Annotated in this window: 23 protein-coding genes; 11 read left to right on the top strand and 12 right to left on the bottom strand. The window is 72.5% G+C overall.

The genetic code is table 11. The features are described 5' to 3' along the window. Positions 1 to 30: 30 nt before the first annotated feature. Together purF and FZ103_RS03980 are read right to left on the bottom strand one after the other, a co-directional pair. Complete coding sequence (purF, locus tag FZ103_RS03985) at positions 31 to 1506, bottom strand: amidophosphoribosyltransferase (protein ID WP_186355784.1); 1476 nt, start codon at positions 1504 to 1506, stop codon at positions 31 to 33. A 4-nt stretch (positions 1507 to 1510) separates the two neighbouring features. Next, positions 1511 to 2011: a sterol carrier family protein gene (locus tag FZ103_RS03980; RefSeq protein ID WP_155998938.1), complete on the bottom strand. Its 501-nt coding sequence runs from the start codon at positions 2009 to 2011 to the stop codon at positions 1511 to 1513. Between the two features lie 497 nt (positions 2012 to 2508). Here FZ103_RS03980 and FZ103_RS03975 point away from each other — a divergent pair, with 497 nt between their 5' ends. Then, on the top strand, positions 2509 to 3126 hold the full coding sequence (locus tag FZ103_RS03975) for a DUF47 family protein (RefSeq protein ID WP_186355783.1): 618 nt from the start codon (positions 2509 to 2511) through the stop codon (positions 3124 to 3126). A 30-nt stretch (positions 3127 to 3156) separates the two neighbouring features. Further along, positions 3157 to 4161 carry an inorganic phosphate transporter gene (locus FZ103_RS03970; RefSeq protein ID WP_186355782.1) on the top strand — a complete coding sequence of 335 codons (1005 nt, stop codon included), beginning with the start codon at positions 3157 to 3159 and terminating at the stop codon, positions 4159 to 4161. A gap of 487 nt (positions 4162 to 4648) precedes the next feature. Here FZ103_RS03970 and pstB read toward each other — a convergent pair whose 3' ends face one another. The 7 genes from pstB to FZ103_RS03935 all read right to left on the bottom strand — a co-directional run bounded on the left by pstB (position 4649) and on the right by FZ103_RS03935 (position 12686). Beyond that, entirely contained in the window at positions 4649 to 5428 is a 780-nt protein-coding gene (pstB, locus tag FZ103_RS03965; protein WP_186355781.1) for a phosphate ABC transporter ATP-binding protein PstB, read from the bottom strand. A 51-nt stretch (positions 5429 to 5479) separates the two neighbouring features. Next, on the bottom strand, positions 5480 to 6592 hold the full coding sequence (pstA, locus tag FZ103_RS03960) for a phosphate ABC transporter permease PstA (RefSeq protein WP_155998937.1): 1113 nt from the start codon (positions 6590 to 6592) through the stop codon (positions 5480 to 5482). Continuing rightward, on the bottom strand, positions 6589 to 7560 hold the full coding sequence (gene pstC / locus FZ103_RS03955) for a phosphate ABC transporter permease subunit PstC (RefSeq protein WP_155998936.1): 972 nt from the start codon (positions 7558 to 7560) through the stop codon (positions 6589 to 6591). Before pstC ends, pstA begins: the two co-directional genes overlap by 4 nt. Before the next feature lie 270 nt (positions 7561 to 7830). Next, the gene (gene pstS / locus FZ103_RS03950; protein ID WP_186355780.1) at positions 7831 to 8943 is read right to left on the bottom strand and encodes a phosphate ABC transporter substrate-binding protein PstS; all 1113 of its coding nucleotides are present in this window, start codon (positions 8941 to 8943) and stop codon (positions 7831 to 7833) included. 309 nt (positions 8944 to 9252) lie between these two features. Continuing rightward, positions 9253 to 10257 carry a mycothiol synthase gene (gene mshD, locus FZ103_RS03945; protein WP_155998934.1) on the bottom strand — a complete coding sequence of 335 codons (1005 nt, stop codon included), beginning with the start codon at positions 10255 to 10257 and terminating at the stop codon, positions 9253 to 9255. Between the two features lie 113 nt (positions 10258 to 10370). Continuing rightward, positions 10371 to 11582 (bottom strand): hypothetical protein, encoded by a 1212-nt coding sequence (locus tag FZ103_RS03940; protein WP_155998933.1) that lies wholly within the window; start codon positions 11580 to 11582, stop codon positions 10371 to 10373. A gap of 327 nt (positions 11583 to 11909) precedes the next feature. Then, positions 11910 to 12686 carry a response regulator transcription factor gene (locus FZ103_RS03935; protein WP_155998932.1) on the bottom strand — a complete coding sequence of 259 codons (777 nt, stop codon included), beginning with the start codon at positions 12684 to 12686 and terminating at the stop codon, positions 11910 to 11912. Positions 12687 to 12793: 107 nt separating this feature from the next. On the opposite strand from FZ103_RS03935, the gene FZ103_RS03930 reads away from it, so the two are divergent. From FZ103_RS03930 to FZ103_RS03895, 8 genes are all read left to right on the top strand, one after another. Continuing rightward, the gene (locus FZ103_RS03930; protein ID WP_155998931.1) at positions 12794 to 13054 is read left to right on the top strand and encodes a MoaD/ThiS family protein; all 261 of its coding nucleotides are present in this window, start codon (positions 12794 to 12796) and stop codon (positions 13052 to 13054) included. A gap of 73 nt (positions 13055 to 13127) precedes the next feature. After that, positions 13128 to 13403: a glutaredoxin family protein gene (locus FZ103_RS03925; RefSeq protein ID WP_155998930.1), complete on the top strand. Its 276-nt coding sequence runs from the start codon at positions 13128 to 13130 to the stop codon at positions 13401 to 13403. Positions 13404 to 13688: 285 nt separating this feature from the next. Beyond that, positions 13689 to 14381, top strand: coding sequence for a redox-sensing transcriptional repressor Rex (locus FZ103_RS03920; protein ID WP_186355779.1), 693 nt, complete (start codon positions 13689 to 13691; stop codon positions 14379 to 14381). A 106-nt stretch (positions 14382 to 14487) separates the two neighbouring features. After that, positions 14488 to 15942: a glutamyl-tRNA reductase gene (locus FZ103_RS03915; protein WP_155998928.1), complete on the top strand. Its 1455-nt coding sequence runs from the start codon at positions 14488 to 14490 to the stop codon at positions 15940 to 15942. A gap of 44 nt (positions 15943 to 15986) precedes the next feature. Then, on the top strand, positions 15987 to 16889 hold the full coding sequence (hemC, locus tag FZ103_RS03910) for a hydroxymethylbilane synthase (protein WP_155999048.1): 903 nt from the start codon (positions 15987 to 15989) through the stop codon (positions 16887 to 16889). A gap of 185 nt (positions 16890 to 17074) precedes the next feature. Further along, positions 17075 to 18760 carry a uroporphyrinogen-III synthase gene (locus FZ103_RS03905; RefSeq protein ID WP_186355778.1) on the top strand — a complete coding sequence of 562 codons (1686 nt, stop codon included), beginning with the start codon at positions 17075 to 17077 and terminating at the stop codon, positions 18758 to 18760. A gap of 14 nt (positions 18761 to 18774) precedes the next feature. Then, on the top strand, positions 18775 to 19758 hold the full coding sequence (gene hemB / locus FZ103_RS03900) for a porphobilinogen synthase (RefSeq protein ID WP_155998927.1): 984 nt from the start codon (positions 18775 to 18777) through the stop codon (positions 19756 to 19758). Positions 19759 to 19854: 96 nt separating this feature from the next. Further along, the gene (locus FZ103_RS03895) at positions 19855 to 20517 is read left to right on the top strand and encodes a bifunctional DNA primase/polymerase (RefSeq protein WP_186355777.1); all 663 of its coding nucleotides are present in this window, start codon (positions 19855 to 19857) and stop codon (positions 20515 to 20517) included. A 19-nt stretch (positions 20518 to 20536) separates the two neighbouring features. On the opposite strand, the gene FZ103_RS03890 is transcribed toward FZ103_RS03895, so the two are convergent. The 3 genes from FZ103_RS03890 to FZ103_RS03880 all read right to left on the bottom strand — a co-directional run bounded on the left by FZ103_RS03890 (position 20537) and on the right by FZ103_RS03880 (position 23167). Beyond that, positions 20537 to 21088, bottom strand: coding sequence for a hypothetical protein (locus FZ103_RS03890; RefSeq protein WP_343233370.1), 552 nt, complete (start codon positions 21086 to 21088; stop codon positions 20537 to 20539). Positions 21089 to 21144: 56 nt separating this feature from the next. Then, a complete protein-coding gene (gene rraA, locus FZ103_RS03885) occupies positions 21145 to 21639 on the bottom strand; it encodes a ribonuclease E activity regulator RraA (RefSeq protein ID WP_155998926.1) in 495 nt (164 codons plus the stop codon). A gap of 130 nt (positions 21640 to 21769) precedes the next feature. After that, entirely contained in the window at positions 21770 to 23167 is a 1398-nt protein-coding gene (locus tag FZ103_RS03880) for a glycoside hydrolase family 5 protein (RefSeq protein WP_155998925.1), read from the bottom strand. 134 nt (positions 23168 to 23301) lie between these two features. Between FZ103_RS03880 and FZ103_RS03875 the strand changes: the two genes are divergently transcribed. Beyond that, positions 23302 to 24342, top strand: coding sequence for a LacI family DNA-binding transcriptional regulator (locus tag FZ103_RS03875; RefSeq protein WP_186355776.1), 1041 nt, complete (start codon positions 23302 to 23304; stop codon positions 24340 to 24342). The last annotated feature ends 53 nt before the right edge of the window (positions 24343 to 24395 follow it).

The raw sequence follows: 24395 nt of genomic DNA, 5'->3' as shown, positions 1-24395 counted from the left end.
CGCCGACCGGGCGGCCCCGAGTCGGCGCGGTCAGCGCCGACCGCGCGCCAGCGGCCGCTCGGCGGCGTTGCCGCAGGACTTCTCCAGCAGGTACTTGCCGCGGGCGGCCTCGTCGACCTCGATGGGGTAGACGCCGTCGAAGCAGGCGCGGCACAGCCGCTCCTTGGGCACCTCGGTCGCCTGAACGAGCTCCTCCAGATCGATGAAGGCCAGCGAGTCGGCTCCGATGGAGGCGCGGATCTCCTCGGTGGAGAGGTTGCCCGCGACCAGCTCGGCCTTGGTGGCGAAGTCGACGCCGTAGTAGCAGGGCCACATCACCGGCGGGCTGGAGATGCGCACGTGCACCTCGGCGGCTCCGGCCTCCCGCAGCATGCGCACCAGCGCCCGCTGGGTGTTGCCGCGGACGATGGAGTCGTCGACCACCACCAGGCGGCGGCCTTCGATGACCTCGCGCAGCGGGTTGAGCTTGAGCCGGATGCCCAGCTGGCGCAGGGTCTGACTGGGCTGGATGAACGTGCGGCCCACGTAGGAGTTCTTCACCAGGCCCTGGGCGAAGGGGATGCCGCTGCCGTCGGCATAGCCCACCGCCGCGGGCGTGCCCGACTCGGGGACCGGGATCACCAGGTCGGCCTCGGCCGGATGCTGCTTGGCCAGGCGGCGGCCCACCTCCACGCGGCTGGAGTTGACGTTGCGCCCGGCGATGGTGGTGTCGGGCCGGGCGAGGTAGACGTACTCGAACAGGCAGCCCTTGGGCGCGGCCGGGGCGAACCGCTGCGAGCGCACGCCGCGCTCGTCGACGGTGATCAGCTCGCCGGGCTCGATCTCGCGCTCGTAGGTGGCCCCGACGATGTCCAGCGCGGCGGTCTCGCTGGCCACCGCCCAGCCGTTCTCCAGCCGGCCCAGCACGAACGGGCGGATGCCCTGGGGGTCGCGGGCGGCATAAAGGGTGGTCTCGTCCATGAAGGCGAGCGAGAAGGCGCCCTGCACCTTGGGCAGCAGCTCCAGGGCCGCCTCCTCGGTGCTGCGATCGGGGTTGTCGGCGAGCAGGCCGGTGAGCACCTCGGTGTCGGTGGTGGCCCCGCGGCGGTCGTCGGGCAGCATCGCCGCGAGCTCGGGGGTATTGATCAGGTTGCCGTTGTGCCCCAGCGCCAGGCCGCCCGCGCGTGCGGTGTAGAAGGTCGGCTGCGCGTTCTCCCACACCGGTGAGCCGGTGGTGGAGTAGCGGCAGTGTCCGATGGCCAGGTGCCCTTGCAGGGAGTCCAGGGTGGCCTCGTTGAAGACCTGGGAGACGAGCCCCATGTCCTTGTAGACCACGATGCGCTCGCCGTCGCTGAGCGCGATGCCCGCGGACTCCTGGCCGCGGTGCTGCAATGCGTAGAGGCCGAAATAGGTGAGCTTGCTGACTTCTTCGCCGGGAGCCCAGACCCCGAACACCCCGCAGGCGTCCTGCGGTGCGCGCTCGTGCGGGTCGAGGTCCGTGGAAAGTCGGCCGTCGGGTTGCGCCACGGTTTCAGCTTAGTCGCTGACCCACCGAGGAGTGTCCACCGCCCTCCGGCCACAGCGGCAGCAGCGCCGAGAGGTCGGCGCGGGCGCCGCTGGCGCTCACCGCGTGGGCGTCCACGGCCTCGCGCCAGGAGACCGTGCCCAGGGCCAGGGCGAGCCAGGTCAGCGGGTCGGTCTCGACGACCCCGGGCGGTGTGCCGCGGGTGTGCCGCGGGCCTTCGACAACCTGCACGGCGCCGTAGGGCGGCACCCGCACCTCCAGGCTGTGCCCGGGCGCGCGCTCGGCGAGTTCGGCCAGCGTGCCACGCACCGCCGCCTTCACCGCGGCGCGTTCGGGGGCCGCGCCGCTGTCGCGGGCGCGCAGCACCGCCTCGGCGCAGGCGCGCAGGAGAAGGGCGGGGCGGTCGGGGCCGGAGTAGGGCGCCTCGCCCAGCGCGGCGAGCTGGGCGTCGAGTCCCGCGCGCAGCGCGGCGCGGCGCCGCTGAGCGGCGGTGGGCTTGGTCGGCATGCGTCCGAGGATAGGCACCGCCGCGCGCCGCCCGCTCCGGGCCGCCCCCCGACGCGCGGAACCGGCTGCGGCGGCGGGCATTGCGGGCGAAAGCTTGCCGAAACCCGCGGACCCGGGGAAACTGTCGGTCGGGGGAAGACACGTCGACCTGGATGTGAACACGCCGTTCCGGCGCGGTGACGCGGGGGTACGGCAGCGGGGTGAGAGATCGCCCCGATGTGATTCGCATCCCGTTCGCGAAGTTCGCTCCCCAAGGGTCCGCCGCCGGGCCGCAGCCGGCGCCAAGCCGTGCGCCGGGGCGGGATGGATAGGATGAATGCTCCACTACGTCGGCTTTCGCAGCCGCTGATGCGGTTCAACAGAACAAGGGAGGGGACGCCCCCGGGACTCGGTGCGGGGGCGCCGCGCGGTCACGCCTGTCGTGCGGTTGTGACCTTTTTGCCGGATTAGTGCCCATAGCATCCCTGAGGACGATCACCGCACTTCGGGAGATTGATGTGCGTCTGCGCCTGACCCCGCGTGATGACAGCTACTTCGAGATGTTCGCCGACTCCGCGAACAACCTCGTCATCGCCGCGCGCCTGCTGGTTGAGCTCATCAGCGAGGGCGCGGACCGCGATGCCATCGCCGAGAAGATGCGCGCCTGCGAGCACGCCGGCGACGAGCGGACCCACGCGATCATGCGGAGACTCAACGAGAGCTTCGTGACCCCCTTCGACCGCGAGGACATCTACCGCCTGGCGTCCTCGCTCGACGACGTCATGGACTCCATGGAGGCCGCGGTCGACCTGGTCGGCCTCTACAGCCTGGACCGCCTCCCCAAGGGCATCATCGACCAGATCGAGGTGCTGGAGCGCGCGGCCGAGCTGACCGCCGAGGCCATGCCCCGGCTGCGCTCCATGAAGGACCTCACCCGCTACTGGATCGAGATCAACCAGCTGGAGAACCAGGCCGACCAGATCTACCGCCGCCTGCTCGCCAAACTGTTCAGCGGAGATTACGACGCCCTCACCGTGCTCAAGCTCAAGGACGTCATCGAGGAGCTGGAGGCCGCCGCCGATGCCTTCGAACACGTCGCCAACACGGTCGAGAGCATCGCGGTGAAGGAATCCTGACACCTCCCTCCCCCGACTCTTGGCTGCGACGTGCCCCTCGAAACCGCTCCGCTGATCGCGGTAGTCGTCACCGCGCTGGTCTTCGCCTATACCAACGGCTTCCACGACGCCCCCAACTCCCTGGCCACCGCCGTCTCGACGCGGGCGCTGGGGCCGCGCGCCGCGGTGATCATGGCCGCCTGCATGAACGTGATCGGCGCCTTCCTCGGGGAGGGCGTCGCCCGCACCATCAGCCGCGACATCATCAACCCCCCGGAGGGCCCCGGCGGGGTGGCGGTGCTGCTGGCGGCGCTGATCGGCGCGATCGTGTGGAACGTGGCCACGTGGTACGCGGGCATGCCCTCCTCGTCCTCCCACGCGCTCATCGGCGGGATGATCGGCGCGGCTCTTGCCTCGACGACCACCGTGCAGTGGCGCGGAGTGGGTACGGACGTCGCCCTGCCCATGGTGCTCTCCCCGGTGATCGGCGGGCTGCTCGGCTTCCTGGCGATGGTGGCGATCATGTGGGCCTTCCGCCGGGCCAACGTGCGGCGGATGACCCGCGGATTCAAGATCGCCCAGAGCGCGTCCGCGGCCGCCATGGCGCTGGGCCACGGGCTGCAGGACGCGCAGAAGACCATGGGGATCGTGGTGCTCGCCCTGGTCGCCACCGGCTACCAGAGCACCTACGACGTCCCGCTGTGGACGGTCTGCGCCGCCGCCCTCGCCATGGCGCTGGGGACGCTGACCGGGGGCTGGCGCATCATGCGGACCCTGGGCCGGCGGGTGATCCAGCTGGACGCGCCCCGGGGCTTCGCCGCGGAGAGCACCGTGGCGGCGGTCTCCTACGCGACCTCGTTCATCTGGCACGTGCCCATCTCCAACACCCACATGATCACCTCGGCGATCGTGGGCGTGGGCGCCACCCGCCGCCTCTCGGCCGTGCGCTGGGGCGTGGCAGGCAACATCGTGGCCGTCTGGCTGGCCACGGTGCCCGGCGCGGCCCTCATCGCCTGCGCGGCCTACGTCCTCATCGGCACGGCCCTGCCGAACTGACCGGCAGCGGGCATGATGGGGCGCGTCTGCGTCGTGTCAGGAAGTCGGTCACCACAGAACACAGGGGTTGCGGCAATGGGGCTGGATTGCGCGAATCCCACCCGTCACCCGCCGCCGCCCCTAACGGAGGCGCTTCGCGCCACGTACTTGTTCTGCGCCGGCTTGCCGCCGAGTGCACGGTGTACGTTTGCGCCGGAGGCCCGCCACGGGTGGTGCGGCTCCGCCTGGCAGGTGCAGCATGCGCTCGGCGGCAAGCTGCGACCGCGCTGCGCGAGACGCGCCCATTGCCGCAGCCCCGGTGGTGGCCGCCCGGGGTGGTGCCCGGTGGGTTCCTGGGGAACGGCGTCCCCGCCGTTCTTGAACATGCCTAGGCGCCGCACCCCGGAGGCCCGCGGGAGACACGAGCGCCGGCGGAGCCCCGCTCCGCCGGCGCCCGCCGACCGGATCTTCTTCGACCGGAGCCGCGAACAGCCCCGTCGACCGCCTGCTAGCCGAACCGGCCGGTGATGTAGTTCTCCGTCTCCTTCTGGTCGGGCTTGGTGAAGATCTTGTTGGTGTCGCCCATCTCGATCAGCCGCCCCGGCTGGCCGGTGCCCGCCAGGTTGAAGAAGGCGGTGCGGTCGCTGACGCGGGCCGCCTGCTGCATGTTGTGGGTGACGATCACGATGGTGTAGTTCTCCTTGAGCTTGGCGATCAGGTCCTCGATCGCCAGCGTGGAGATGGGGTCCAGCGCGGAGCACGGCTCGTCCATGAGCAGCACCGCGGGCTCCACCGCCGTGGCGCGCGCGATGCACAGGCGCTGCTGCTGACCGCCGGAGAGGCCGGCGCCCGGCTTGTGCAGCCGGTCCTTGACCTCTTCCCACAGGTTGGCGTCGCGCAGGGACCGCTCGACGATCTCGTCGGCGCGGCGCTTGCTCATCCGCTGGTTGTTCAGCTTGGCTCCGGCGATCACGTTGTCGTAGATCGACATCGTGGGGAACGGGTTGGCGCGCTGGAACACCATGCCGATCTCGCGCCGGACGGCCACCGGGTCGACAGAGGGGTCGTAGACGTCCAGGTTGTCCAGCATGACCTTGCCCTGGACGCGGGCGCCGGGCGTGACCTCGTGCATGCGGTTGAGGGTGCGCAGGAACGTCGACTTGCCGCAGCCCGACGAGCCGATGAAGGCGGTTACCGATCGGGGCTCGATGGTCATGGTCACGTCCTCGACCGCCTTGAAGTCGCCGTAGTAGACGTTCAGGTCGGAGACGTCGATTCGCTTGGCCACTTGATGTCCTCAGGTGAGTCAGGTTGGTCTGCTGTGGAGTCGGTGCGGCCTTCAGCCCCGGCTGTTGGGCGAGAAGAAGCGCGACACCAGGCGGGCCGTGAGGAACAGCAGCATCACGACCAGGATCAGCGTCAGGGCCGCGGCCCACGCCCGCTCCTCCGCGTAGGCCCCGGCTTCGGCGGAGAGGCCCAGGTTGCCGACCTGCTGGTAGATGAAGACCGGCAGGGTCATCATGTCGCCGTCCAGCGGGTTGGCCTGGATGCGTGTCGAGGCCATGCCCGCGGTGAGGATCAGCGGCGCCGTCTCTCCGATAACACGGGCCAGCGCGAGGATGATTCCCGTCGTCAGGCCGGCCACGGCGGTGGGCAGCACCACCTTCACGATGGTCAGCCACTTGGGCACCCCCAGCGCGTAGGAGGCCTCGCGCAGCTCGTTGGGCACCAGCCGCAGCATCTCCTCGCTGGAGCGCACCACGACGGGGATCATCAGCACCGACAGGGCGACCGCGCCCGCCAGGCCGTTGGTCTGGCCCGGCCCGAAGACCATCATCCACAGCGCCACCACGAACAGGCCGGCGACGATCGAGGGGATGCCCGTCATGACGTCGACGAAGAAGGTGATGGCCTGCTTCAGCCGGCCCCGCCCGTACTCGACCACGTAGATGGCGGTCATCAGCCCGATCGGCACCGAGATCAGCGTCGCCAGGCCGGTGATGACCAGCGTGCCCACGATGGCGTGGTAGACGCCGCCGGCGTCCATGCTGGGGATGACGCCGTTCATCGAGACGCTCAGGAAGTACAGGTTGAAGCGCTCCAGGCCGTAGACCACGACGGTCGACAGCAGCGAGACCAGCGGCACGACGGCGATGGCGAAGCAGCAGTAGACGATGCCCGTCACCAGCCGGTCCTTGGCGCGGCGGCTGTTCTCGATCACCGCCGAGGAGACGGTGATCGCCACCAGGTACAGCAGGGCGGCCACGACCGCCACCGGGACCGGGTGGAATGCCCCGAGCAGGGCGAACACGGCCGAGACGACGACCGCGCAGATAGCGAGCAGGGCGGCCGGGAAGTACTTCGGCAGTTGCCGGGTGTAGAAGCCCTGGTTCTCCGTGCGCGGGCCTTCGCCGGAGCTGCCGGAGGCGGTGCGCTGGGTCGTGGTGGTCATTCGGTGAACTCCTTGCGCCGCGAGACGACGAACCGGGCGGCCATGTTCACGACCAGGGTGATCGCGAAGAGGACCAGGCCGATGGCGATCAGCGCGGAGACGCCGGTGCCGGTCGCCTCCGGGTACTGCAGGGCGATGTGCGCGGCGATGGTCTGGTTGCCGCTCTGCAGCAGGTTGAACGAGATCGCGATGGAGGGGGAGAGGATCATCGCGACGGCCATCGTCTCGCCCAGCGCGCGGCCCATGCCCAGCATGGCGCCGCCGATGACGCCGGGCCGGCCGAAGGGCAGCACCGCGGTGCGGATCATCTCCCAGCGGGTGGCGCCCAGCGCCAGCGCGGCCTCGCGGTGGGCCTGGGGCACCTGGGCGAACACGTCGCGCGACATGGCCGTGATGATCGGCAGGATCATCACGGCCAGGACGATCCCCGCGCTGAGCATCGTCCGGCCGGTGGTGGAGACGGGGCCGGCGAACAGCGGGATCCAGCCCAGGTACGCGGCCAGGAACCGGTAGATCGGCTGAAGCTGGTCGACGAGGTAGACCAGGCCCCACAGGCCGTAGACGACGCTGGGGATGGCGGCCAGCAGGTCCACCAGGTACCCCAGCAGCGCCGCGAGGCGGCGGGGCGCGTAGTAGACGATGAACAGGGCGATCCCGATGGCGACGGGAGTGGCCAGCACCAGCGCGATGGCCGCGGCCAGCACGGTGCCGAAGGCCAGCGAGGCGACGCCGAACCGCACGGCGTCGCCCGGCCCCGACTCCGGACTCCACTCGGTGCTGGTGAAGAAGTTGGCCTCGTTGGCCGTGAGCGAGCTGAGGGACTGCACGACCAGGAAGATCGCAACCCCCGCCAGGATCGCCAGGATCAGCAGGCCCGCCCCGCGGGCGGTATTGGCGAAGGCGATATCGCCCAGCCGGCGCCGGCCCTTGGGGACTTCGGCCGTCGTAGACGAGTCCGTGGTTGTCATGTATGGCTCCGGTCGAATTCGGTCATGGATCGCCGCCGGGCGATTGGAGCGTGCCGTGTGCGCCCAGTGCAGCCGGCATGGGGTGACGGTGCGCGGCGCCGCAAGACATTGTGCTTGTTGTGACGGCATGGTCCGACACCCGGCCACCCGGCCACCCGGCCCGGTGGGCGGCGGTGCGGCGCGCACCCTCGGACATGCCGAAACCGCCGACGGCGGGGCCCGCACCTGGTGCGTGCCCCGCCCCGGCGGACGGCATCGTCAATGTGGTGATCAGGAACCCGCGGAGATCTGCTCGATGGTTCCCAGCAGGTCCTCACGGGTCTGGTCGCTGATGGGAGCCGAGCCGGCCTCCTTGGCGGCGGCCTGCTGCCCCTCTTCGCTGACCACGTAGTTCAGGAAGCTCTTGACCAGCTGGGCGTCCTTCTGCTCCTGGTACTGCATGCAGGCGATCTCGTAGGAGACCAGCACGATCGGGTAGACACCGGACTCGTCGGTGGTGTAGTTCAGGTCGATCGCGTGGTCGTTCTCGGTGTTGCCCTCGCGGGGGTCGGAGGCGTCGACGATGGCGGCGGCGGCCTCGGGGCTGTACTCGACGAACTCGTCGCCGACGCCGACGGCGGCGGTGCCCAGCTCACCCACGTGGGAGGCGTCGACGTAGGTGATGGTGCCCTGCCCGCTCTCGACGGCCTGGACGACGCCGCTGGAGCCCTGGGCGGCCTCGACCGGCTCGATCGGCCAGTTGCCGCTGACTTCGTGCGGCCAGGCGTCGCCGGCGGCCTCGGAGAGGTAGGCGACGAAGTTCTCGGTCGTGCCGGACTCGTCGGCGCGGTTGACCGGGATGATCTTCTGGTCGGGGAGGTCGGCGTCGGGGTTGAGTTCGGCGATCGCGTCGTCGTTCCAGTTGGTGATCTCCTGGTTGAAGATCTGGGCGATGACCTCGGGGGACAGGTTGAGGGAGTCGATGCCCTCCAGGTTGAACGCGACGGCGATCGGCGCGATGTAGGCGGGGAGGTTGACGACCTCGGAGCCGTTGCAGCGCTCGGTGGCGGCCTGCGTCTCCTGCTCGTCGAGGGCGGCGTCGGAGCCGGCGAAGGTCACGGCTCCGTTGATGAACTGCTCGCGGCCGGCACCGGAGCCGACCGAGTCGTACTGGACGATGGACTCCGCGCAGGCGCCCTCCCATGAGGCCTTCCAGGCCGCCATGGCGTTCTCCTGGGAGCTGGCGCCCGCCCCGGAGAGCGTGCCGCCGCCGTCGACGCAGTCGACGTTCCCGGCGGCCTGCTGGTTCTCGGGAGACACGGCCTGGTCGCTGCCGCAGGCGGTGAGGGCAAGAGCGCCGGCGAGGGCAATCCCCGCGAACTGGCTGTACTTGGAGAGCTTCACAGCCCCGATGTCCTTCCTTTGGACTTCGTCACCTTTGGGCGAGCCCGGTCGATGACCTCGCCGAATGCGAAGGTAGGCACGCGAAGTGACGAGTTCTCCCAAGCAGGGTGAACGCAAAGTGAACTGGGGCGTGAGACTGCGGGAAGAGAAACCGGCTCTTCGATGGATGTGAGGTGAACCACGCCTCGGTCACGCTCATGTCACGCCGACACGCCGAGTGTGACCAGGAATCGTGACCCCCAATGGGTGACTGATCACCCTGTGTGGGTGAATTCGCAGGTAGGAGCGGTGGGGCCGGCGGGCCGCCGCTCACAGTGCGGCGTACATCACATCGGCGTCCCACACGGAGAAGCCCAGCGACTCGTAAAGCCGGACGGCCGCCCGGTTCTCCTCGTCGACGTAGAGCAGCACCCAGGGCAGCCCCCGCTCGTGCAGATGGCGCAGGCCGACCAGCGTCAGCGCGCGCCCCAGCCCCGTACGCCGCCACTCCGGCGCGATCCCCACCACATAGACCTCGCCCACCGGCTCGTCGGCCAACCCGGCGCCGTCGGCGTGCACCTTGGTCCAGTGGAACCCGGCGATCGCCCCGGTGGCGGTGTCCTCGGCGACGAAGAAGCCCTCGGGGTCGAACCAGTCCTCGCCTTCGCGTTCGCGCAGGTCCTCCAGCGTCAGCCCGCCCTGCTCAGGGTGGTCGGAGAACGCGGCGGCGTTGGCCGCAAGCCACGCCTGCTCGTCCGCGCCGGGCCGGAACGTGCGGACCACCACCCGCTCCCCGACGGCCTCGGACAGCACCGGCTCGGGCAGCGCCGCGCCCGCGCCGGGCCGCTGCGCCTCGGCGGGGCCGCCGCGCAGCCGCAGCCGCATCTTCAGCAGGCCGCGCACCTGGGTCCACCCCGCCGACCGCGCCAGCGCCACCGCGCCCTCGCTTCGGCCGTGCGCCCACACGCGCAGCCCCGCCGGCGGAGCGTCCCCGCTCAACGAGCTCAGCAGCGCGGCCCCGTGCCCGCGGCGCCGCCACGCGGGGGCCACCACCAGCTCTGCGGAGTCGGGCTCGCCCGCGGTCCGCGCGGCGAAGGCGAAGCCCACCAGGCGCGTCCGCGCCCCGTCGGAGGCCCCCGTCGGGTCCGCGGAGGGCAGCGGCTCGGCGGCCAGGTGGAACCGCGCGGTCCCCGGCCGGGCGCCGTGGCGGATCCGCAGCAGCGTCTGCTCCGACAACGGCGCCACACCGTCATGGGCGCCGGCCTCCTCGGCCAACGCGATCACGGCGGATGCCTCGTCGTCGGTCAGGGTCTCGGTGGTGCGCACATGGGTCATGCCTTCGAGCTTAGGCCGCACCCGCCCGCCCCGGCGGCAGCACAGGGGGCGGCGGGGGCGGGTGGTCGGGCCCGCGCGGCGGGTTCGGGACGGGCTTGCGCCGCGCCTCGGCGCTACTTCCTGCGGCGGCCGCGGTAGGCGGAAGGGCCGATGCGGACCCGGCGCGAGGGGGCGAGCGGGGTGGAGAAGAGCAGGAGCAGCAGGAGGAACAGCACCAGCACGGCCGGAGTGACCATCGACGTCGGCGACTGCTCGCGCGCGGCCACCTCGGTGGTGCGGGAGGAGCGGTCGCCGCCGCTTTGACCGGGTTCGAGCGTGGGCAGCTCGGCCAGCGGGCCGTCCTGGGCCGGGGAGTCGAGGCCCGGTAGGCCGGGGGAGCCCGGGGGCAGTTCCGGGAGGTCGGCGTTGCCGCCCGCGCCGAAGCCCGGATCGCCGTCGGTGGTCACGGGGCTGTGCGGAGGCGCGGTGGCCCCGGGGCGGTCGCCGCCCGAACTGGAGCCGCCGGTGTTGCCGCCGCCGCTTCCGCCGTCGCCGCCCGAACCGGATCCGCCGCCGCCATCACGCTGCGACTGCTTTCCGCCGCCGTCCCCGTCGCCGTTCTGTCCGCCGTTCGGGCCGCCGCCCTGGCCTGCGGTCGACTCGGGCGTGTCCGAGCCGGAGGGCGACGTGGTCGGTGCGGAGGTGTCCGTGGCGGTCGGCGACGGGCTGGGCGTGGGGTCGGAGGTGGGCGTGGGATCGGGAGACGTGGTCGGAGTCGGCGTGGGCGTGGGCGTCGGTGTCGGCGACTCGGTCGGCGTCGGTGTCGGGTCCGGGGAGGGGGAGCCGGTCGGCGGATCGGTCGGCGACGGGGTGGGCTCGGGCTTCATCGTCACCACGAACGGCGCGCCGGTGCTCGCCTCGGCGAGTTCCGCTTCCGCGGGGTCCTCGGGGCAGGCGGCCTTCTTCTCGACCTCGGTATAGGTGACCGTGGCGGTGACCTCGGTCGGCTCCGACGCGGTGCCGCTGATCTTCGCTCTTGTGGTCGGGATCCGCCCGGGCTGGGAGTCGACGGTGAACCCGCTGTCGACCGTCAGTTCGTACAGGCAGATCGTGCCGTCGGAGGCACCGGCCTCGATCACGACCTCGGCCACCGCGGTCGCGCCCGGCTTGATCTGGGCCGTCGCGGGGCTGAACGTGAGTACGGGGGCACCCGGGTCCGATGCGGCGGCGGGGGCCGGCAGGCCCACCAGCCCGGAGCCGACGAAGAGCGTGCCGAGAGGGATGGCGGCGACCAGGCGCAGCGGCAGGGGGAAGCGGGCGGAAGAGAGCCGCTTTCCGCTGGACATGGGCGTTGGCCTCCTTGTTCGGGCGCCGCGGTGCGGACCGGCGATAGGGCGACCACACGGAGCATCCGAGCGGTCACCACGCGCCGCCTGCATCCTAAACAATCGGGCGCCTCGGCACGAGCCCCGGGGCCGGGACGTTTCCGGACGAGGCAGAAACGATCCGAGCATATCCGCGGATGCCCGGCAAAGCCCCGGATCGGCGGAGCGGTTCCGCCCCGCCCGCATCGGCGCGGCCGCCGTCTGCGAGCAGGCCGGAAGCCGCACCCCCGGCCTCCGGTCCCGGAGGCGGAGGCCGGGCGGAGGGCGCCGTCCCGCCGGGCCCGCCGGTCAGCCCTGGGCGGGCGCGCTGGGTGCGGACCGGCGCGACGGCGCCGGGTCCTCCGCGGCAGTGGCGGGCTCCCCGCCGGACTTGGTCGCGGGATCGGGCACGAAGCGGTAGCCGACGTTGCGGACGGTGCCGATCAGCGATTCGTGCTCGCTGCCGAGCTTGGCGCGCAGCCGCCGCACGTGCACGTCGATCGTGCGGGTGCCGCCGAAGTAGTCGTAGCCCCAGACCTCCTGGAGCAGCTGAGCGCGGGTGAAGACGCGGCCCGGGTGCTGGGCCAGGAACTTCAGCAGCTCGAACTCCTTGAACGTGAGGTCGAGGATGCGGCCGCGCAGCCGGGCGATGTAGGTGGCCTCGTCGATGACGAGGTCGCCGCGGCGGATCTCGTCGGGGTCGTCGGATCCGGAGTCGGCCTGGCCGATGGCCAGCCGCAGCCGGGCCTCGACCTCGGCGGGCCCGGCCGAGGTCAGCAGGAAGTCGTCGACCTGCCAGTCCGGCGCGAGGGCCGCCACGCCGCCCTCGGTGAGGACCGCGAGGAGCGGGCAGTCCAGGCCCGTGGTGTCCAGCAGGCGGCACAGGTTGCGTGCGGCCGCGAGGTCGCTGCGCGCATCGACGAGAATGGCGTCGACGGGCGTGTTCGACGAGCGGTCGGGGCCGGTGGTCAGCAGTGCGCCGGCTTCGGCGGGGGAGACCCGCACCGAGTGCAGCAGCAGTCCGAGGGCGGGCAGGACATGATCCGACGGTTCGTTGGAGTTCGTCAGTAGGAGCAGGTGGCTCATGCGTCTCTTCCCGTCAACCCGCGCGTGGCGGTGGTCGAAGGCGTCATTGCCCCCGCCGGAGAAATAATGAAGTGATTGCCTCCGAGACCAACAAGGATAATCAACCGATGGTGAACGGAACCATCAGGTACTGGGCCGCGGCCAAAGAAGCCGCGGGAAAGTCCGAAGAGCCGGTGAGCGGATCCACCCTGGCCGAGGTGCTGGATTCGGTGCGTGCGGCCTACAGCGGCGACGACCGCCTGCTGCGGGTGCTGGACCGCTCGTCCTTCGTCGTGGACGAGTATCCCGTGGGAACGCGCCCGCACGCCGAGGTGCCGCTCGACGAGGGATATGTCATCGAGGTGCTCCCGCCCTTCGCCGGCGGCTGAGCACCCGCACGCCGCAGGGGTCGCAGGCGGGCCGCGCGGGCGGACGGAGACACGGACGAGGGAGGGACACGCGATGGCCGATGGCGCCGGCGGAGACGCCGCGGGCCGCACCGTGACCATGCTGGGCAGGTCGGGCTGCCACCTGTGCGAGGAGGCCCTGGAGGTCATCGAGCGGGTCTGCGCCGAACTGGGCGCGCGGGTGGAGGTCCGCGACCTCGACGCCGCCCCGGCGAAGGAGCGCGACGACTACTGGGACAAGATCCCGGTCACCTTCGTCGACGGCGCCCAGCACGACTTCTGGCGGGTCGACGAGGACCGCCTGCGCGCCGCGCTGAGGCGCGCGGACTGACCGGCTCCGGCCGCGCTGCGCGCTCGACCCGCCGCGCGGGACCCGGCCCCGGGCGGGCGGTGCCCCTGCTCACCCCGGGCGCGGCCCGCCGCGACCGCCCATCGGCGGAGCGTACGGGCGCGTCGGCGGTCGGCACCCCACTTTGTGCGCGTGTTCACAAGGGCGTAATCTGAATGCCGACTCGGATCCGGCCGGGCGCGGGAGCCCGTCCGCGCGGCCCCCGGCCTGCGCCGGCCCCGAGCCACCGATCCGGCAGTGACGATCGCCGTCCAGGAGCGCACGCCAGTGACCCCCCCTGAACCACGGCCCCGCGATCGGGGAATCCCGGAGGCGACCGTCGCCCGCCTCCCCGTGTATCTGCGTGCGCTGCAGGCGCTCGACGATCGCGGCATCCTCACGGTCTCCTCCGAGCACCTGGCCGAGACCACCGGCGTCAACTCCGCCAAGCTGCGCAAGGACCTGTCGCACCTGGGGTCCTACGGCACCCGCGGTGTCGGCTACGAGGTGGAGTACCTCATCTACCAGATCTCCCGTGAACTTGGTCTCACCCAGGACTGGTCGGTGGCCATCGTCGGAGTGGGCAACCTGGGTCGCGCCCTGGCCAACTACGGCGGGTTCGGCACTCGCGGCTTCCGCATCGCCGCCCTGCTGGACGCCGACACCGCTGTGCTGGGAGACACCGTCGCGGGCCTGCCGGTCGGGCATATCGACACACTCGAGGACGTTGTCCGCAAGGAGAAGGTCTCGATCGGGGTGATCGCCACGCCTGCGGCGGCCGCGCAGGAGGTCTGCGACCGGTTCGTCGAGGCAGGGGTCACCAGTGTGCTGAACTTCGCCCCGGTGGTACTGAATGTGCCTCCGGGCGTCGATGTGCGTAAGGTCGACTTGTCCATCGAGCTGCAGATCCTGGCCTTCCACGAGCAGCGCAAGGCCGACGGGTACGCCGGCCTCGACCCGTTCGGGAAAGGGCCGGCGTGAGGCCGGCGGAGCCGGGGGCAGCGGAGCCACAGCAGGGGGCGCGCCCGCGCGTGCGGAAGCGCCGCAGGTACGACAGCAGCGCGATGCAGCCCGCATTGGAGTGCAGATGAGTGTCCTCGCCGTAGGAGTGAGCCACCGCAGCTCACCCGTGGCGCTACTGGAGCGCGTCGCCTTGGAGGGGCAGGCGCGGCTGAAGGTCATGTCGGAGATCGCCGCCGCCCCCTCGGTCAACGAGGCGCTGATGGTCTCCACGTGCAACCGCACCGAGGTCTACGCCGACGTCGACAAGTTCCACCCGGCCGTCGCCGCCGTGACCGAGCTGCTGTCCTGGCACACCGGCGTCCCCCTCAGCGAGCTCTCCCAGCACGCCTACGTCCATTACGAGGAACGCGCCGTCCAGCACCTCTTCTCCGTCACCTGCGGGCTGGACTCCATGGTCGTGGGCGAGGGCCAGATCCTCGGCCAGGTCCGCAACGCGATCAAGGACGCGCAGCAGGCCGGGACCCTCGGCCGCGTCCTCAACGACCTCGGCCAGCGGGCGCTGCGCGTGGGCAAGCGCGCCCACACCGACACCCACCTCGACCACGCCGGCGCGGACATGGTCGGCCTGGGCCTCGACGTCGCGCTGCGGCGGTTCGGCACCGCACCCGAACCCGCGTCGGCCGAGCCCACGGTCGCCCAGGCCGCCGGCTGCCCCGTCGGCGAGTCCGGCGGCGCCGACGCGGTCGCCGCCGCCCTGCCCGAGCCGCAGCGCCTCACCGGCCTGCGGGTGCTCGTGCTGGGCGCCGGCTCGATGAGCGCCCTCGCCGCCAACACCGTGGCCCGCCAGGGCGCCGGGCAGGTGACCGTGGCCAACCGCACCCACGAGCGCGCCCTGCGCCTGGCCGAGTGCCTGACCGAGGCCTACGAGACCATCCGCAGCCGTGCCGTGCCCTTCGACTCCGCCGCCGAGGTGCTGCCGGAGGCCGACCTGGTGATCTCCTGCACCGGCGCCCAGGGCCTCGTCCTCACCCGCGACCAGGTCGCGGCGGCGGCCCGCTCCGCCGCGCGCCCCCTGGTGTTCCTCGACCTCGCGCTGCCCCACGACATCGATCCGGCCGTGCGCGAGCTGCCCGGCGTGGATCTCGTCGACATCGAGGACCTGCGCCAGGCGGCCGCCGAGGCCTCCGCCGAGTCCGCCGAACGCGCCGGCGCCATCGCGCTGGTCCGCGGGATCGTCGACGAAGAGGTGGCCGAGTACCAGAGCGTGCGCCGCGCCGAGCTGGTCGCGCCCACCGTGGTGGCCCTGCGCGACAAGGCCCGCACGGTCATGGAGTCGGAGCTGACGCGCCTGGAGGGGCGCCTGCCCGAGCTCGACGAGAAGACCCGCGGCGAGGTCACCCGGGCCATGCGCCGCGTCGTCGACAAGCTGCTGCACCAGCCCACGGTGCGCGTCAAGGAGCTGGCGGCCGGCCCCGACGGCCACTCCTACGAGGCCGCGCTGCGCAAGCTGTTCGATCTCGATCCCGGCGCCGCCGACGCCGTCACGCGCGTCGAACCCGCACCCGGCGAGGAGGCGTGACCGTGTCCGACCGCCCGGCCAAGCTCGGCACCCGACGCAGCCCGATGGCCACCTCCCAGTCGCAGGGCGTGGCCGACGCCATCACCGCGCGCACGGGGGTCCGGGTGGAGTTGGAGCTGATCACCAGCTTCGGCGACGTCACCCAGGCCCACCTCACCCAGCTCGGCGGAACGGGCGTGTTCGTCAACAGCCTGCGCGAGCAGTTGGCCGAGGGCGGCGTCGACTTCGCGGTGCACTCCCTGAAGGACCTGCCCACCGCACCGGCCGAGGGCTTGACCGTGGTCGCGGTGACCGAGCGCGACGACCCCCGCGACGCGCTCTGCGCCCGCGACGGCCGCAAGTTCTCCGACCTGCCGGCCGGATCCGTCATCGGCACCGGATCACCGCGCCGGGTGGCGCAGCTCGCCGCGCTGCGACCGGATCTGACCTTCGTGCCCATCCGCGGCAACGCCGGAACCCGCCTGGGCAAGATCGCCGAGGGCGAGGTCGACGCGGTCGTGCTGGCCTACGCCGGCCTGGAGCGCGTGGGCCGCCTCGACGACGTCACCGACGTCTTCGAGCCCGAGCAGGTGCTGCCGGCCCCCGGCCAGGGAGCGCTGGCGGTGGAGTGCCTGACCTCGCGCGCCGGCGGCGACCTCGCCTACCTCGCCGCCGTCGACCACGCGGACACCCGCGCGGCGGTCACCGCCGAACGCACGGTGCTGGCCGAGCTGGAGGCCGGCTGCGCCGCTCCGGTCGGGGCCTACGCCGAGGTCGACGGCGACCGGCTGCGGCTGCGTGCCGCCGTGGTGGCCCCCGACGGCCGCCAGGCGGTGCGGCGCGAGCGGTCCGCGGCGCTCGGCGGCGCCGACCCGGCCGGGGCCGCGGCGTCGCTGGGGCGCGAACTCGCCCGCGAGATGATCGGCGAAGGGGCCGACCGCATCGTCGCCGAGGCGGCCGAAGACTAGACGACCAGGGGACCAGCGGTCCCGAGAAGAGCGGCATTCGATGAGGGAAGGAGGCCGCAGGGCATACGCGGGCCGTGCCGCAGCGCGGCGGACGGCACCGATCGACCGCGCCCAGCACGGGCGCACCCTGCGGCCGCGGCGCTCCACGCGGGCGCCCGAGCGCAACGGCAAGGAGCGATCGCACAGTGAATCCGCAGAGTGGTAACCAGGAGCCGCCCCCCAACGCACACGGCGCGTCCCAGCGCGGGCACGTGGCCCTGGTCGGGGCGGGTCCGGGCGACGCCGAGCTGCTGACTCTGCGGGGCGCGGCGGCGCTCGCCAAGGCCGACGTCGTCGTCAACCTCCGCGAACCCGGGCCCGAGCTGGCCAAGCACCGCGAGGCGCTGCTGCGGCACTGCCGCGAGGACGCCGCCGTGATCGACCCCGCCGAGTGCGGCGGCGAGATCGACGCCGTGGCCGTGGGCCACGCCCGCGAGGGCAAGCGCGTGGTGCGGCTCTACAGCGGCGACCCCCTGCTGGGCTGCCGCGGCGCGGAGCTGGCGGCGGCCTGCCGCCAGGCCGGGGTCGAGTACGAGATCGTGCCGGGGCTCTCCTCGGTGACGGCCGTGCCCGCCTTCGCCGGCGTCCCGCTGCTGCCCGACGACGTCAGCGAGGCCCGCATCGTCGACGGCAGGGACCCGGGAGTGGACTGGGAGCGGGTCTCCCAGGGCGACGCCAGCCTCGTCGTCATGTTCCCCGACGCGCCCGAGGGGCCCGACGCGCGCCACAGCGGCCCCGGCTTCGACCGGCTGTGCAAGACGCTGATCGCCGCCGGCAGGCCCGCCGACACCCCCGTCGCGGTGGTGCGGATGGGATCGACCACCGAGCAGACCACCGTCTCCTCGACGCTCCAGCGGCTGACCGCCGACATGAAGGCCGCCGACGCCAAGGGGCACAACGTCACCGCTCCGGCGCTGTTCCTCATGGGCAAGGGCGTGACCGGCGACAAGGAGCCCTCCTGGTTCGAGGGCCGTCCGCTGTTCGGCTGGCGCGTGCTGGTGCCCCGCACCAAGGAGCAGGCGGCCGGGCTGTCGGACCAGTTGCGCGGCTTCGGCGCCGTGCCCGAATCGGTGCCGACCATCTCGGTGGAGCCGCCGCGCACGCCCCAGCAGATGGAGCGGGCGGTGCGCGGCCTGGTCACCGGCCGATACCAGTGGGTGGCCTTCACCTCGGTCAACGCCGTCAAGGCCATCAAGGAGCGGTTCGAGGAGTACGGCCTCGACGCCCGCGCCTTCGCCGGGGTCAAGGTGGCCGCCGTCGGCGAGCAGACCGCGGCCGCGCTGCGCGAGTTCGGCATCCAGCCCGACCTCACCCCGCCGCCCGAGAGCCAGTCGGGGGCCGGGCTGGTCGAGGTGTGGCCGCCCTACGACGCCGAGCTGGACCCCATCGAGCGGGTGCTGCTGCCGCGCGCCGACATCGCCACCGAGACCCTCTCGGCCGGCCTGACCGACCTCGGCTGGGAGGTCGACGACGTCACCGCCTACCGCACCGTGCGCGCGGCGCCCCCGCCCGCACCGGTCCGCGAGGCGATCAAGGGCGGCGGCTTCGACGCGGTGCTGTTCACGTCGTCCTCGACGGTGCGCAACCTGGTGGGGATCGCGGGCAAGCCGCACAACACCACGGTGATCGCGGTGATCGGGCCCGAGACCGCCAAGACCGCCCAGGAGTTCGGACTGCGCGTCGACGTCGTCGCGCCGAAAACCTCCGTTTCCGCCCTCGCCGAGGCCCTGGCGGAGTACGGTGCGACCCAGCGCGCCGAGGCGGTCGCCGCCGGCAAGCCGGCCCTCAAACCCAGCCAGAAGCGGCGCGGGCGGCGCCGCAAGACCGTGTGACCAGGGAGCCTTGGATGAACGCGAACTACCCCGCGGCGCGGCCGCGCCGCCTGCGCCGCACACCGGCGCTGCGGCGACTGGTCGCCGAGACCCGGCTGCGCCCCGAAGAGCTGATCCTGCCGGTGTTCGTCAAGGAGGGGATCAGCGAGCCCAACCCGGTCGCCTCCATGCCCGGCGTCGTGCAGCACACCCGCGACAGCGTGCGCAAGGCCGCCCAGGAGGCCGCCGAGGCCGGCGTGGGCGCGATCGTGCTGTTCGGCATCCCCGAGTTCAAGGACGAGCGCGGCTCGGGTGCCGACGATCCCGGCGGCGTGGTGCAGCGGACCCTGCGCGACCTCTCCGGCGACCTCGGCGGCGACGTCGCCGTCATGGCCGACCTGTGCCTGGACGAGTACACCTCCCACGGGCACTGCGGGCTGCTCACGCCCACCGGGGAGGTCGACAACGACGCCACCCTGGAGCGCTACGCCGCGATCGCCGTCGCCCAGGCGGCCGCGGGCGTAGAGGTCGTGGCGCCCAGCGGCATGATGGACGGGCAGGTCGCCGCCATCCGCGCGGCGCTGGACGGCGCCGGCTACACCGATGTGGCGATCCTCTCCTACGCCGCCAAGTACGCCTCGGCCTTCTACGGCCCCTTCCGCGAGGCCGCCGAGGGGGCGCCGCAGTTCGGCGACCGCATGGGCTACCAGCAGGACCCCGCCAACGCCCTGGAGGCGCTGCGCGAGGTCGAGCTGGACATCGCCGAGGGCGCCGACATGGTCATGGTCAAACCCGGCCTGGCCTACCTCGACATCGTCGCGAGGGTCGCCGACCGGGTGCAGGTACCGGTATCCGCCTACCAGGTCAGCGGCGAGTACGCGATGATCGAGGCCGCGGCCGAGAAGGGCTGGCTGGACCGGGAGCGGGTGATCATGGAGACGCTGCTCTCCTACCGCCGGGCCGGCGCCGGCCAGATCCTCACCTACTGGGCGACCGAGGCGGCAAGACTGCTCCGCTGAGCGGGGGACCGTTTCCCCGCCGGATCGCGGTCGAGGCCGGGGGGATGCGGAAGCACCACTGGCATCGACCGGCGACAGGCGAACGGGGAGGCATACGTGGCCCAGGTCCTGCAACGGCGGAAGCGCCGACGTTCGGTGGACGGCGTGCTGAGCGCCGCACTGCGGTATGCGGCGCTGGGGTGGCCGGTGTGCCGCGGCGCGGCCCCCTCGTCGACGGGCGGGCGCGCCTGCGGCTGCGACCGCGTCGGCTGCCCCGACCCCGGCGCCCACCCGGTCACGGCCACCTGGGGCCTGGAGGCCACGACCGATCCCGAGACCATCACCCGGTGGTGGAGCGCGACCCCCGACGCCAACGTCATCCTGCCCACCGGGCGCGTCTTCGACGTGTTCGACGTCCCGGCGGGAGCGGGCGTCATGGCGCTGGCGCGGATGGGCCGCGCCGGAGTGCGCCCGGGCCCGGTCGCCGCGGTCGACGCCCAGCGCTACCTGTTCTTCGTGGCCACCCGCTCGCCCGTCGACGAGGACGAATGGTGGTCCTGCCACCTCGACTGCGTCCCCGAGAGTATCGAGGAGAGCCCCGGGCTGCGCTGGCACTGCCGCGACAGCTACGTGCTGGGCGCTCCCTCGCTGCTGCCGTCGGGCAACCCCGTCGCCTGGATCAGACCACCGGAGGAGGACCCGGGCGAGCCGGCTCTGCCGGACCCCATCACCGTGCTCGACGTCATCTCCGACGCCTGCGAGGAGTTCCCGGCGTCCTAGGGAGGCCGAAAAGGTGCGGTTAGTCCGGCGCCGGTACCGAGCGCCGGATGGCCGCGGTGAGTTCGGGCCAGGTGTCGGCCCGTTGCGCCCAGGGCGGAAGCTCGGCGGGGGCGTCGGCGGCACCGCCTCCGCCGGTGAACAGGTAGCGGTGCGGTACCGCGGACAGGTGGCGCAGCACGTCCAGGCGGTCGTCGACGAAGTGGGTGACGCCCAGCCGCTCGCATACGGGGGCCTTGTCGGCGCGTTCGGGGACGAAGTGCAGGTGGCCGTCGGACAGTCCGGTGCGGTCGGCGAAGGAGTGCAGCGCCAGCCAGCGCCGGGTGCGGTAGGCCGTCTCCGGCTTGGCCTTGGACACCACGTGCACGCGGCCCTGGAACGGGTCCGCCGCCAGGGCGGCGATCGCCTCGAAGGCCCCGGCGACGGCCGGGGTGCGCATCGGGGTCTCGCCGAAGAAGGACGTGTCCTGGTCGTCGCAGGCGCGGTCGATGATCACGCCGCCGATGTCCACACCCAGCACCGGCGGCCGAGCCGCCCGGTCCGCCCGGTCTTCCCGGTACCCGTGCACCGCCACCCGTCCTCCCGCTCGCCTCGGTCCCGGGCCGCGGGTGCGCTCGCGGCCCCGGCCGCCTAAACCGGCACGTCCAGCTTCTCCTCACTGATCACGATGCCGTCGTCGTCGCTGTAGAGCCAGGTCTCCGGGGCGAAGACCACGTTGCCGAACGCCACGGGGGAGTCGAGGACGCCGGCGCCGGTCTTCGCCGATTTGCGCGGGTTGGTGCCCAGCGCCTTGATCCCCAGGTCCACCTTGGCCAGCTCGGCGGCGTCGCGCACCGCCCCGTTGATCACCACGCCGGCCCAGCCGTTCTCCTGGGCCGACTTGGCGATGAGGTCGCCCATCAGCGCCGTCCGCAGCGAGCCGCCGCCGTCGACCACCAGCACCCAGCCCTCGCCCGGCTGGCTGAGCTGCTCCTTGACCAGCGCGTTGTCCTCATGGCACTTCACGGTGGCGATGGGACCGTGGAACGCGGTGCGCGCACCGAACTGGCGGAACTGCGTCTCGCAGCTGGCCAGCGCGTCGCCGTGGGCGTCGATCAGGTCGGCGGTGGCGAAGACCTCGGTCATCGGGACATCCTTCTCTGCGGTTCTGCGGCCGGTGCCGTCACAACCTACTCACCCTGCGGCGCCCGCCGGAAACCCGGGGCGGCCCACGCCCCGCGCTTCCACCGGGCGGCACCGCCCCGCCGCCCCGTCCTCATGCCCGGCTCCGGCGCAGGTGGGCGCGCAGCACCGCGGAAAGCCCGGTCCGCTCGGCGCAGTTCTCGAACCGGAACGACGCCGCGAGCCGCTCGGCCTCCTCCGGCGGGACACCGGCGAACGCGGCGCCGAACCGCTCGACGAGCGGCTCCGCCAGCAGGATGTGCCGGATCAGGCCCGCGATGTACTGCCGGCGCCCCCACGGGTAGGGCTCGAAACCGGGGAACTCGCGGTCGAAGACCTCGTCGACGGGGTCCAGGATCGCGCGCACGCCGGCGTCGGAGCCGCCCCAGGAGTCCGTGCCAAGGCGGTGCTTGGCCGCCAGGACGTCGGCGATGCGCGAGACGTAGGGGCTGTCCGGGCGGGCGTGGACGAGTCCCTGCAGCCCGAGGTCCTTGTAGGTCCACAGCGACCAGCTCGCTCCGTGCTCGCGGTAGATGTCGAGCTGGTCGGCCAGCAGCGCGAGCCGCCAGTCCTCCAGCGGCCGGTCGGTGGGGTAGACCGGTCCGAACTCCCCGATCCACACCGGGGTCCGGGTGCGGCGCATGTACTCGGTGCGGCGCAGGAAGGTCTGCTCCAGTACAGAGCGATCGAAGTACTCCCCGCGGGTGGTGCCCGGGTAGCCGGTTCCGCCCGCGATGCCGGGCAGCGCGTAGTCGTGGGTGGAGTAGACCGTGTTGGGGAGGGGTTCGGTGAACGCGCTGAAGTCCGTGGCGTAGCGGTTGCCGTCCAGGAACAGGATGTGCCGGGGGTCGACGGCCCGGACGGCGCGCTCCAGCCGCTCGTAGAAGGGGCCGATCAGTTCGCCGGTGGGGTCGGCGGGCTCGTTCATCGGGTTGTAGCCGGCGACCTCGGGGCGGTCGCGGTAGCGGTCGGCGATGGCCTCCCACAGCCATACCGCGCGGTCCTGGAAGTGGCGGTGCTGCCAGAACGCCGCGACGTGGGTGGGGTTGTCGCTGTGCCAGTGCTGGTTCTGGCAGCCCGGCAGCGCGTGCAGGTCGACGATCGACCACAGCCCGTGGCGCGCCAGTTCGGCGATGACCCGGTCGAGGTGGGTGAAACCGCTTTCCCGAAGCTCGAAGGGGCGCAGGTCGTCCTCGAAGTGCCGGTAGTTCACCGGGATGCGCACCGAGTTGAACCCGAGTGACGCCAGGTGGGCCGCATCGGCCTCGGCGAAGAAGCCGCTCAGGAACCCGTCGAAGAAGCGGGCGCAGCCCTCCTCGCCCAGTGCCGATCGCAGCGCGGCGCGCTGCTGCTGCTCCGCGCCGGGGTAGCCGGTGATGAAGTTCTCCATGTTCAGCCAGCCGCCGATGCCGACGCCGTGCAGCGTGACGGTCCTGCCGTGCTCGTCGGCGATGCGGGGGCCGTCGACACGCAGCCAGGGCAGTGCGCCCATGCCATGTCCTCCTCTACGAGGTAACCGGTTACCCTAACGTAAGCCGGGGTGCGGCCAGCCGTCCACGGCGGTGGAAGCGGGGAGGGCGCGGTGTGCGGCCGGTCCCGATCGAGACGTCCCGGAGGTGGCCGGCGGTGCCTGTGACGATGCGCGACGTGGCGCGGCGCGCCGGGGTCTCGGTCAAGACCGTCTCCAACGTCGTCAACGAGTTCCCGCACGTGACCCCCGCGACCAGGGCGCGGGTGCTCGCCGCCATCTCCGAACTCGGCTACCGGATGAACTTCTCGGCGCGCAGCCTGAGCCTGGGCCGCACGGGGATGATCACTCTGGCGGTGCCGGAGCTGCGGCTGCCCTACTTCGCGGAGCTGTCCGACGAGGTCATCGCCGTGGCCGCCGAACGCGGCTACACCGTGCTGGTGGAGCAGACCGGCGGGGTGCGCGAGCGCGAGCTGGAGGTGCTGACCAGCGACCGCCGCCGGATGACCGACGGGCTGATCTTCTCCCCGCTGGGCCTGCGCCCCGCCGACGCGCGCAGCCTGGAGGTGGACTACCCGCTGGTGCTGCTGGGCGAGCGCGCGCTGCACGGCAGCGTGCACCACGTGGCGATGGGCAACGTCGAGGGCGCGCGGGCGGCCGCGGAGCACCTGCTGGAGCGGGGGCGCCGGCGCATCGCCGTCGTCGGGTCCTACGACGAGCGCGGCGCGGGAGCGGGCTCGCTGCGCACCCGCGGCTTCACCGAGGCGCTCGCCGACAGCGGGATCGAGCACGACCCGCGGCGCACGGGCGAGGCGCTGGAGTGGACCCGCACCACGGGCGCCCAGGCGATGCGCCGGGTACTCGAGCGCGGGGCGGACGTCGATGCCGTCTTCGGGCTCAACGACGTGCTCGCGCTCGGCGCGATGCGGGTGCTGTTCGAGCGCGGGCTGCGGGTGCCCGGCGACGTCGCGGTGGCCGGCTTCGACGACATCGAGGACGGGCGCTTCTCCTGTCCGAGCCTGACGACCGTGCAGCCGGGCCGGGCCCAGATCGCGCGCACCGCGGTGTGGCTGCTGGTGGACCTGATCGCGCGGGGGGAGCCGGCGGGCGCGGGCGGCCGTGAGCTGGTGGTCGCGCCCGAGCTGATCGTGCGGGAGTCCACGGGCGGCCCGGACGGCTCCGGGGACGCCCCGAAGTAGGCGCTTCCGGCACGGCGGACATTTCCCGATCCGAGGGATTGACCCCCGCCAGG

The sequence above is a fragment of the Streptomonospora sp. PA3 genome, from assembly GCF_009728995.1.
In the GTDB taxonomy this organism is placed as follows: Bacteria; Actinomycetota; Actinomycetes; order Streptosporangiales; family Streptosporangiaceae; genus Streptomonospora.
This window is presented reverse-complemented; position numbering and strand designations above follow the sequence as displayed.

What these genes read in the sequence shown, in the direction of transcription:
- FZ103_RS03980 (WP_155998938.1), bottom strand. Translation starts at nt 2,011, where the DNA reads ATGCCGACCAAGCCCACCGCCGCTCAGCGGCGCCGCGCCGCGCTGCGC.
- pstA (WP_155998937.1), bottom strand. Translation starts at nt 6,592, where the DNA reads ATGACCACCACGACCCAGCGCACCGCCTCCGGCAGCTCCGGCGAAGGC.
- pstC (WP_155998936.1), bottom strand. Translation starts at nt 7,560, where the DNA reads ATGACAACCACGGACTCGTCTACGACGGCCGAAGTCCCCAAGGGCCGG.
- mshD (WP_155998934.1), bottom strand. Translation starts at nt 10,257, where the DNA reads ATGACCCATGTGCGCACCACCGAGACCCTGACCGACGACGAGGCATCC.
- FZ103_RS03940 (WP_155998933.1), bottom strand. Translation starts at nt 11,582, where the DNA reads ATGTCCAGCGGAAAGCGGCTCTCTTCCGCCCGCTTCCCCCTGCCGCTG.
- FZ103_RS03935 (WP_155998932.1), bottom strand. Translation starts at nt 12,686, where the DNA reads ATGAGCCACCTGCTCCTACTGACGAACTCCAACGAACCGTCGGATCAT.
- FZ103_RS03930 (WP_155998931.1), top strand. Translation starts at nt 12,794, where the DNA reads ATGGTGAACGGAACCATCAGGTACTGGGCCGCGGCCAAAGAAGCCGCG.
- FZ103_RS03925 (WP_155998930.1), top strand. Translation starts at nt 13,128, where the DNA reads ATGGCCGATGGCGCCGGCGGAGACGCCGCGGGCCGCACCGTGACCATG.
- FZ103_RS03915 (WP_155998928.1), top strand. Translation starts at nt 14,488, where the DNA reads ATGAGTGTCCTCGCCGTAGGAGTGAGCCACCGCAGCTCACCCGTGGCG.
- hemC (WP_155999048.1), top strand. Translation starts at nt 15,987, where the DNA reads ATGGCCACCTCCCAGTCGCAGGGCGTGGCCGACGCCATCACCGCGCGC.
- hemB (WP_155998927.1), top strand. Translation starts at nt 18,775, where the DNA reads ATGAACGCGAACTACCCCGCGGCGCGGCCGCGCCGCCTGCGCCGCACA.
- rraA (WP_155998926.1), bottom strand. Translation starts at nt 21,639, where the DNA reads ATGACCGAGGTCTTCGCCACCGCCGACCTGATCGACGCCCACGGCGAC.
- FZ103_RS03880 (WP_155998925.1), bottom strand. Translation starts at nt 23,167, where the DNA reads ATGGGCGCACTGCCCTGGCTGCGTGTCGACGGCCCCCGCATCGCCGAC.